General features: G+C 36.5%; 7 protein-coding genes. 4 read left to right on the plus strand and 3 right to left on the minus strand.

The window, feature by feature from the left end; translation table 11 throughout:
* A partial coding sequence (locus HRT72_00565) for an acyl-CoA dehydrogenase (protein NQY66208.1) occupies positions 1-423 on the plus strand: 423 nt, incomplete at its 5' end.
* On the opposite strand, the gene HRT72_00570 is transcribed toward HRT72_00565, so the two are convergent.
* From HRT72_00570 to HRT72_00580, 3 genes are all read right to left on the minus strand, one after another.
* Positions 415-1,707, minus strand: a complete 1,293-nt coding sequence (locus HRT72_00570; GenBank protein ID NQY66209.1) for a UDP-N-acetylmuramoyl-tripeptide--D-alanyl-D-alanine ligase — start codon at positions 1,705-1,707, stop codon at positions 415-417. The genes HRT72_00565 and HRT72_00570 overlap by 9 nt on opposite strands.
* Positions 1,708-1,767: 60 nt before the next feature.
* Positions 1,768-3,282: an SUMF1/EgtB/PvdO family nonheme iron enzyme gene (locus HRT72_00575; protein NQY66210.1), complete on the minus strand. Its 1,515-nt coding sequence runs from the start codon at positions 3,280-3,282 to the stop codon at positions 1,768-1,770.
* Positions 3,283-3,349: 67 nt separating this feature from the next.
* Positions 3,350-4,315: a type IX secretion system membrane protein PorP/SprF gene (locus HRT72_00580; protein NQY66211.1), complete on the minus strand. Its 966-nt coding sequence runs from the start codon at positions 4,313-4,315 to the stop codon at positions 3,350-3,352.
* A gap of 276 nt (positions 4,316-4,591) precedes the next feature.
* On the opposite strand from HRT72_00580, the gene porU (HRT72_00585) reads away from it, so the two are divergent.
* The 3 genes from porU (HRT72_00585) to porV all read left to right on the plus strand — a co-directional run.
* On the plus strand, positions 4,592-7,042 hold the full coding sequence (gene porU / locus HRT72_00585; protein ID NQY66212.1) for a type IX secretion system sortase PorU: 2,451 nt from the start codon (positions 4,592-4,594) through the stop codon (positions 7,040-7,042).
* Positions 6,970-8,391 (plus strand): type IX secretion system sortase PorU, encoded by a 1,422-nt coding sequence (gene porU, locus HRT72_00590; GenBank protein ID NQY66213.1) that lies wholly within the window; start codon positions 6,970-6,972, stop codon positions 8,389-8,391. Before porU (HRT72_00585) ends, porU (HRT72_00590) begins: the two co-directional genes overlap by 73 nt.
* 45 nt (positions 8,392-8,436) lie before the next feature.
* Positions 8,437-9,371: type IX secretion system outer membrane channel protein PorV (porV, locus tag HRT72_00595; GenBank protein ID NQY66214.1), on the plus strand; the 935-nt coding region annotated here is incomplete at its 3' end.

Raw genomic sequence — 9,371 nt, forward strand, 5'->3', positions numbered from 1 at the left:
GAAGGGGGACGAATTGGTATTGCCGCCCAAGCATTAGGAATAGCAAAAGGGGCTTTTGAATTATCTGTAAGGTATTCTAAAGAAAGAAAAACTTTTGGTAAACTACTGGCTGAGCATCAGGATATTCAATTTAAGCTCGCCACAATGGAAATAGATATTGAAGCAGCTAAACTACTTACTTTGAAATCAGCTTCTTTAAAAGATTTGGGTATGCCTTTCGGAATAGCTAGTGCGAAGGCAAAAGCGTACGCCTCAAAAGTTGCCATGGACACTACAATAGAAGCGGTGCAAATTCACGGTGGCTACGGATATGTAAAAGAGTATCATGTTGAACGTCTAATGCGAGATGCAAAGATTACGCAGATATATGAAGGAACAACTGAGATTCAGAAGATTGTGATTTCGAGAGATCTTTTAAAGTAATTCCACTAACTCCTCTAATCGCATACTTCTTGATCCCTTAATTAAAATCGAACCATTTGATATTGGGTTTGTGGCTAGCCAGATTTTGATGTCTTCCGTTTTATTGAAAGAAATAAAACGCTCAGGCATATCAGTTAAACTAAACTGCTCTCCTATAAGATATACGTGCAAGGAAGTGTTTGCAGACAAGAGGTCTACAATATTTTGGTGTTCATCTTTGCTGTATTCACCAAGCTCCATCATGTCGCCTAGAAATAAGTGTTTTGTATTTGATTCTTTATCAATAAAAGAACTAATAGAAAGAGTCATACTGCTAGGATTCGCATTGTATGCATCTAGAAGTATGTAGTTTGATTGAGAATCAATAACTTGAGATCTGTTATTTGTAGGAATGTATTTGTTAATTGCCTTTGAAATATTCTCTCCAGGAATCCCAAAGTGTAATCCTATCGAAATAGCGCACATAACATTCTCGAAATTATATTTCCCAACAAGGTGCGACTGTACCTCATATTTACCCCCTTCATGAGTAATGATGACGGAAAGTACATCAGCATTCATTTTAGGTGCTCCTTGATAGGTCGCTTCTTTGTTTTCTCCGTAAGATATCAGATTCAGTCCTTCTGCTAGTTTGGTAAGGAGAATGTTATCTGTATTAATAAAGATGCTGCCTTCGTTTTCCTTGAAGTAGTTGTACATCTCAGACTTTGCCTTGATTACGCCTTCAAGGCCTCCGAAGCCTCCAAGGTGTGCTTTGCCAATATTGGTGATAAGGCCATAATTTGGTTTCGCTATATCGCATAGCATTTTTATTTCCCCTACGCTGTTGGCGCCCATTTCAACTATTGCGAAATCGTGATCATCTCGAATAGATAGAAGGGTCAACGGTACACCGATATGATTGTTGAAATTCCCAATAGTGGCTTGAACATTGTATTTTGTTGAGAGTACACAATTAACCAGTTCTTTGGTTGTTGTCTTGCCATTAGTACCTGTTATTCCAATAATAGGAGTGCCAATTTTAGTTCTATGATATGCTGCCAGATCTTGCAGGCATTTAAGTGCATCATCCACTAAGATAAACCTCTCGTCATTTTCAGAAGGTTCATCAATAATGGCATAAGATGCACCGGAATCCAAAGCTTGTTTCGCGAAAAGATTGCCATTAAAATTATCACCCTTAAGAGCGATGAATAGATCACCTTTGGTAACGGATCTTGTATCTATAGAAATCCCCGTGCAATTATTAAAGAGGGAGTGTATAAGTTCAATGCTGTTATTCAAAATCAAGGCATGAAAAAACCCAAGTTAATAAATAACTTGGGTTTCCTGTTTTATACTTTTTTAGTACTGCGCGTTGAAAGCGTTAGGGCTACCAACTCTGTCCATTGCACATCTAAAGCCAATTGTAGCCGTAGATTCATCTTGCTCTAAGAATCTTCTTGTTCCAGGGTTCATCCAGTAGATTCTGTCTCTCCAAGAAGCTCCTTTAAATACTCTCACTTCATCATTTACCAAAGACTGCTCACCATATCGGTACATTCCTTGTGATTCAGAAGATTTAGGATCCGGAGGAGCTAACCAGTCATCCGTAGATTGTGATCTCGTGTCACCATCTCCAGAATTGATGTTGTCAGATCTTCTGTAGTTTCTTCTTTTAGAAAGCTCATCTTCAGGATAATCCAAGCTAACATTCCTGTATTGAACTCTACCTAAACTATCTTTCTCCATTACAATACCATCTTCATCTTTAAGTACTGTTTGGAAAACGTTTCCTCTAAATGGCCTGAATTCAGAAACATCGTCATGACTCATGGCCCTATAAACATCCATAACCCACTCACTAACATTTCCAGCCATATTAAATAAACCATAATCGTTTGGCCAATAAGAAATAACCGGAGACGTAACATCTGCGTTGTCATTTAGTTGTCCTGCAACACCCATCATGTCACCTCGTCCTCTCATGGTATTGGCTAAATATTGACCCAAGAACGCTTCATCTGGATTCCTTACTGATCCTGCTCTACCATTCCAAGGATATAATCTTCTGTTAGGAATTCTTTCTCCAATTGTGTTTCCAATTAAGCCGTATGCTGCAAATTCCCATTCCGCTTCTGTTGGAAGTCGATACTTAGGGAGAAGGATACCATCTTCTAATCTTACTTTTCTTTCTCCATCACTAGTAGGATCTAAATCGGGAAGAGGTTTATTAACCACACCTTCATAAAGTCCTAATAAGTAAGCATCTGTATCAAAGTAATCATCAACTGTTTGATCCCAAGGTGTTAATTCTAATATACCCTCTCTTACAAGAATAAATTCATTTACCCTATCCGTTCTCCATTTGCAAAAGTCATTCGCTTGAAGCCAATTTATTCCAACTACAGGGTAATAGCTATATGCAGGGTGTCTGAAATAATACTCTACGTATGGCTCGTTATATGCCAATTTATCTCTCCAAACCAATGTATCCGGGAGAGCTTTTCTTACAATTTCAGGATAATCCAGGTTGTATATACGTGTTACCCAATGAAGGTATTCACGATAATCTACATTTCTAACTTCCGTTTGATCCATATAATAAGAAGAGATAGTTACTTTTCTTGGTGTTTGATTCCAATCGAAGTTTGTACTCTGTTCGGTTTGACCCATTACAAAGGATCCACCTTCTATAAATACTAATCCAGGACCAGTTTCTTGTTCGAAATATGGTAGTACCATAAAGGCCCCGAAGTTCTTGTTGTTATACTCCCAGCCAGTAGCGCTTGATCGTTGCCCTCCTGCACATGAAACTAGCACCATAGTGATAATTCCAAGTATGCCATATAGAATGTATGTAATGTTAATCTTTCTCATAACTAAATGCTTAAATCAGTTTCTCAATCTTGTTTAATACGTTAAAAGTAATAATAGGTTACAAAAATTAGAAAGATGGGCAATTTACCAATCTAAATACTTTTGCCTTAGGCTTACATGGGAAGTGCATTCCGAAAGAAATTTCATGTGACCCGTTAGAATTTTGAATATTAAGTTTAGATGTGGTTACATCATATGTGTAGCCGATTTTCCAAGCATCTGTATGCATTCCTAATAAAACGATGAATGCATCTCCGTTCCTATACCATAGTCCAACAACAGCTGGCCCTTTCTGCACAAATACCCCTAAGTTTAATTCTCTGAAATCGCCTTGGGCTTGCCATACAATATTTGGTGAAATAAAAGAATCGTGGTGATCATCATTAAACGGGACGACTAAACCAGCGTGCGCAGTATGTTTTCTTGGAAGTAAGCTTGTTCCACCAAGCCCTTCATCAGGTTGTGTAATATGATGGGCAGAATACCCTGCGAAAAATGTCTCACTAAATATTAATGTGCCTGCAGAAAAGTCAGGTTTGATATTCGTTGGAGGTTTTACCTGTTGGGATTGTTGGTGAGTAAATCCAAATCTGTCATCAATTTGATCTCCAAATACCAGTTTCTCCCAGTTCAAAGATTTTTGATGAATTCCAGCTTCGATCGCAAGCCTAAGGGAAATTTGCCTGTTTATAGGAATTTGATACGCGTACATACCACTTACATTTAGCGTATACAAAGTTCCTGCCCCTGCATTGTCATAACTCATTAGTAGGCCGATTCCACCTTGAAGATGATCTGAATATTGGTCGTAAGAAGCGCTGTAGGTAACAAATTGACCGCTAAGTGCAGGCCACTCATTTCTGTAGTTTAAAGCCATACGTGGGCACCTTTCAGCGCCAGCAAATGCAGGATTTAGATATAGTTGGTTTGCGTAGAATTGTGTGAACTGCGCATCCTGGGCAACTGCCTGTTCAGTCTGTGAAACACCTGCGAAAACCGCAAGTATTATCAAGAAATGAAAATTCTTAATCATGCAAAGGAATTATTTGACCTATTTCAAAACTACGAAAATTTACTTATACTATAGTAATACGCTAATTAAGTTATCGAAAGTATTATTTATTAATCGATAAATGGTACATAATATCGATGAATGACAGCAATAAAGCTATAACTTAGCGTTAGACGTATTTTCTCTTCCATTTTACACCATTTGAAAGATTTAAATAGCTCAAAAACTCCCCTTTAAGTCTTTATGATTAAGCACATTGTAATTTTCTTTTTTTTGCTGATGTATTCGTTCAATGCGATGTCTGAATCAGATATGAAATGGAGTGTTAAACTTGGTTGGGAGGCGATTAATAAAAACTATATATCCTCTTCTGTTCAAGTTGAATTTTTATCGTTTACTGGTGCAGAGTATGATCTAGGAAGGAGTACTTTACCTATTTATTCAAAAAGAATTCTTGTAAATACGAATGGGAAATGTATTTGGACTCTAGCAAATGAAGTTTATGTAGATGTTGATGTAAATGAGAATAGGATAGTAGAGAACGAGAACGTAAATGAAAATATAAATTTAGTAGCCAGAATTGGATACGATAAAGGAAACGCTTTTAGCAACGTTTCATTTATTCCAATACGTAGAAAAAAGAACTCGAATTTATATGAAAAATTAACCTCATTCGATCTCATATTAAGAATTGTTGAAGAGTCAGAACTAGTTTATTCCAAATCACATAGCACAAACTTTGGAATTTCGTCAATTCTTCATTCAGGTGTTTTTTATAAAATTGGGATATCCTCAAGTGGGATTTATAAATTGGATTATGAATACATTAAAAATCTTGGAATAGATGTAGATCATATTGATCCAAGAAATATAAAATTGTATGGGAACGGCGGCGGCATGTTGCCTAAATTAAACTCTGCCAAAAGAGCTGATGACCTTTTGGAAAACGCTGTCTTTATCAGTGGAGAGAGCGATGGGGATTTCAATGAAGAGGACTATTTGTTGTTTTATGGAGGGGGGCCTGATGAAGTAACTTTCAATTACCTTGATAAAACATATTCTCATGTTAAAAATATTTATTCTAATCAATCATATTATTTCATTACCGTTTCTACAACGGAAGGTTTGCGGATTGAAGAAGTGCCTAGTAGTGATAGCTCCATAACTAATAGTGTCAGTTCTTTTGACGATATAATAGTACATGAATTGGATGAACATAACTTGATTAAATCTGGGAGTGAATGGTTCGGAGAGGTTTTTGAAACACAAGTTAATTATAGTTTTAATCATGAAATTTCAAACCCAGATCCTAGTTCAACTTCTCACGTTACAATGAGATGTATTGCGCGATCCGCAGATACTAGTAGTTTTATGAATCTTTTATTGAATGGCGAATTAAAAGAGAGAATTGAAATTAATAAAATAAACCCATTGTATTATACGGCTTATTATAAGGCGGGGTTGGCTGAATTTGATTTTTTAGTTGAGGAGAATTTAGACCTCCAATTAAGTTATGATAAGTATACAACTGCATCATTCGCTTGGTTAGACTATTATGAATTGGAGGTTAGGAGATTGTTAATATATGATAATAGCCCTATGCTGTTTTTTGATAAACTTTCTGTTGGGGCTGGAAATGTTTCGGAGTTTACTATTGGGAATTATTCGTCTAGTTCTCACGTTTGGAATATTACGGATAATGCTAAGGTCTACTCTGTTCAAGGGGCATGGAGTAATGATAGTTTTTCATTTGTAGAACTAACAGATTCGTTAAATAAATATGTTGTTTTTCAGGATGAGGATGATTTTCTAGTTCCAATAAGTTTTGAAGTAATTGTAAATCAAAACCTGCATGCAGAAGTATCTCCGGATATGGTGATAATTTCACCACAGAGCCTATTGCTTCAGGCAAATAGATTGGCTCAATTCCATAGAGATGAGGATGATTTAACGGTATTGGTAGTAACACCCAATGAAATTTATAATGAGTTTTCTTCCGGAGCATTAGATGTTGTAGCAATAAGAGATTTTTTAAGGATGTTTTATGAAAGAAGTAATTCTGAATTTCCTCTTTATCTTTTGTTGTTCGGGGATGGGTCTTACGATAGTAAGGATAGAATAGAAGGAAATAACAATCTTATTCCAAGCTACCAATCACCAGAGTCTAGTACTTCGACTTTGTCATATGTATCGGACGATTATTTTGCTTTTTTAGATCCAACTGAAGGTGTTTGGAATGCCATGGATGCAGATTATTTGGATTTAGGCGTTGGAAGGATTCCTGTTAATACTATACAGGAGGCCAGGCAAGTTGTAGATAAAATAATGAATTATTACAGTAAGAATTCAATTGGAAAGTGGAGAAATATTGTTGGTATAACAAGTGATGATGAGGATTCTAATATTCATCAAATTCAGGCAGAGACTCTGGCTGAAATGCTAGAAGAATCAAATAAGGTTATTAACGTGAATAAAATTTACCTGGATGCATTTAAGCAGGTAACTACTGGGGCTGGAGATTTGGTACCTGGTGCAACAGAGGCTCTGGATAGATTAGTAGAGTCGGGTGCGTTATTTATAAACTATACTGGCCATGGAGGAGAATTAGGGTGGACGGAAGAAGGGTTTCTTCGGAATTCAAATATTAATAACTGGAATAATATTAATAATCTTCCATATTTGTTACAGCTACATGTGAGTTTTCTCGGTGGGATGATCCCAGTAGGGTTTCTGCCGGAGAATACGTGATGTTAAATCCGAATGGTGGGGGAATTGCTTTATTTACCACGGTTAGGTTGGTGTTTTCTTCTCCCAATTTTGTGCTTAATAAATTTTATATCAATCATGTGTTCGAGAAATCAGAAGGGCGACATCACAGATTGGGGGATCTTTTTAGACTAACTAAGAATGATATGAATCCAGGGGTTAATCATCGGAATTTTACCCTTATTGGAGACCCTGCAGTTTCACTGCCTTATCCTGTTTATGAAATAGAAACGACAAAAATTGGAGATAGTTGGCTTGATAACAGAGGCTTATTGCATGGTGTAGACTCTTTTGGGATGGTTACAGATACAATTCTTGGTAGGAGCAAAGTAGAGGTCCTAGGTGCTATAACCGATGAATATGGTAATGAGGTAAGCGATTATACAGGAATAGTATATGTTACACTTTACGATAAAGTAAATATTATTTCAACCCTGGGGAATGATAATCAAAGTATTCCAGTACATATAGAAGTGCGTAATGATATCCTTTTTCAAGGCAAAGCAAGTGTTAGTGAGGGTGGTTTTAAATTCACTTTTGTTGTGCCGCAAAGTGTAGGTCGGGAATTCGGTAGGGGAAAGTTTAGCTATTATTCGAGCGATGGGCGATTCGATGGGGCTGGGTTTTTAAATAATTTTATTATAGGAGGAGTTGATACTTCCGTTGCAATAGATAATGAAGGACCTGAATTGAATGTTTATGTGAATGATCAAAGTTTTAGGTCCGGTGATTTAGTTTCTGCAAGCCCACAAATATTTACCGAATTATATGATTTCAGTGGCATTAATGTAGGGAATGGAATTGGGCATGAGATTACTGCAATATTGGATGGTGATGTATCAAATCCAATACTTTTGAGCTCTGCTTATGAGCCGAACTTGGATTCATATCAAGATGGAATAGTGGCCTATCAGCTACCTGAATTAGAAGATGGTACTCATAGTGTAGTTATAAAGGCATGGGATATTCATGATAATTCAAATTCAAAAGAAATAGAATTCGTTGTAGCTCGGAATTTAGATTTTGAAATTAAGCGCGTCCTGAATTATCCAAATCCGTTTACTACTTCAACGAAGTTTTTCTTTGAACATAACCGTCCAAAATCTATTTTAGACGTAGAGATTCAAATATTTACTGTTGCTGGGAATTTAATCCATACCATAATAAGCACGGTAAATACTAGAGGAATAGGGGTTTCTGGAATAGAGTGGGACGGATTAAATGCATTTGGTGAAAAAATCGGTAGGGGTGTATACGTTTATCACATTAAAGTACGTTCAGAGGAAGGTTCAGTTGCAGAACAATATGAAAAATTAGTGGTATTAAATTAATGTAGTATTAAAAAATATTCAGCTTATATTTGTAGCTGCACAATTATGAAAAAAAATTTTTACTATAAGGTAATCGTAGTGGCATTCAGTTTGTCACTAGGTTGGGGAGCTCTTTCAGCTCAGACTTCAATTAGTACCGGCGAACTGGCAGGGCAATTAGACTTAAATGTAATTACGCCTTCGGTACCGTTATTATTAATATCTCCAGATTCAAGGGGGTCTGCTTTAGGTGACGCAGGTGTTGCTTCATCTCCCGATGTAAATTCGTTACATTGGAATGCAGCAAAAATGGCATATTTAGAAGAAGATATGGGTTTTTCGCTTTCTTATACCCCTTGGTTAAGAGAGTTAGTTGATGATATTTATTTAGCTTATTTAAGTGGCTTTAAGAAGATCGATAATAATTCAGCTGTTGGTGTTTCACTTCGTTATTTTTCTCTAGGATCAATTGATTTTACAGATAACTATGGGAATTTTTTAAATACTGCTAATCCAAACGAATTCGTTGTAGAAGGGGGATATGCAAGAAAAATGGGAAACAGATTTTCGCTTGGGTTAACGGGTAAGTTTATTTATTCGAATTTAACGCAAGGACTAGGAAGTGCAGGTTCTTCTGCAGGGCTTACCGGTGCTGCTGATGTTTCATTTTACTATTTGAATGAGGATATTAAAATTGCCACGAAAGAATTTGTTTATGCCTTTGGAACCAATATGTCGAATATTGGAGGTAAGATAGCTTACACCGAATCAGGGGAAAGAGGTTTCTTGCCAATCAATTTAAGAATAGGCCAGTCTTTAAAAACCGAATTGGATGAATACAATACATTAGAATTATTGTTAGACTTTAACAAACTGATGGTGCCAACACCGCCACTTGCAATTTCTGATTCAACAATAATTGGAAGATCAAACAATGTTGGAGTTGCGCAAGGAATGATTCAATCGTTCTATGATGCACCAGGTGGTTTCAAAGAAGAGAT

It is taken from the genome of Flavobacteriales bacterium, assembly GCA_013214975.1.
In the GTDB taxonomy this organism is placed as follows: Bacteria; Bacteroidota; Bacteroidia; order DT-38; family DT-38; genus DT-38.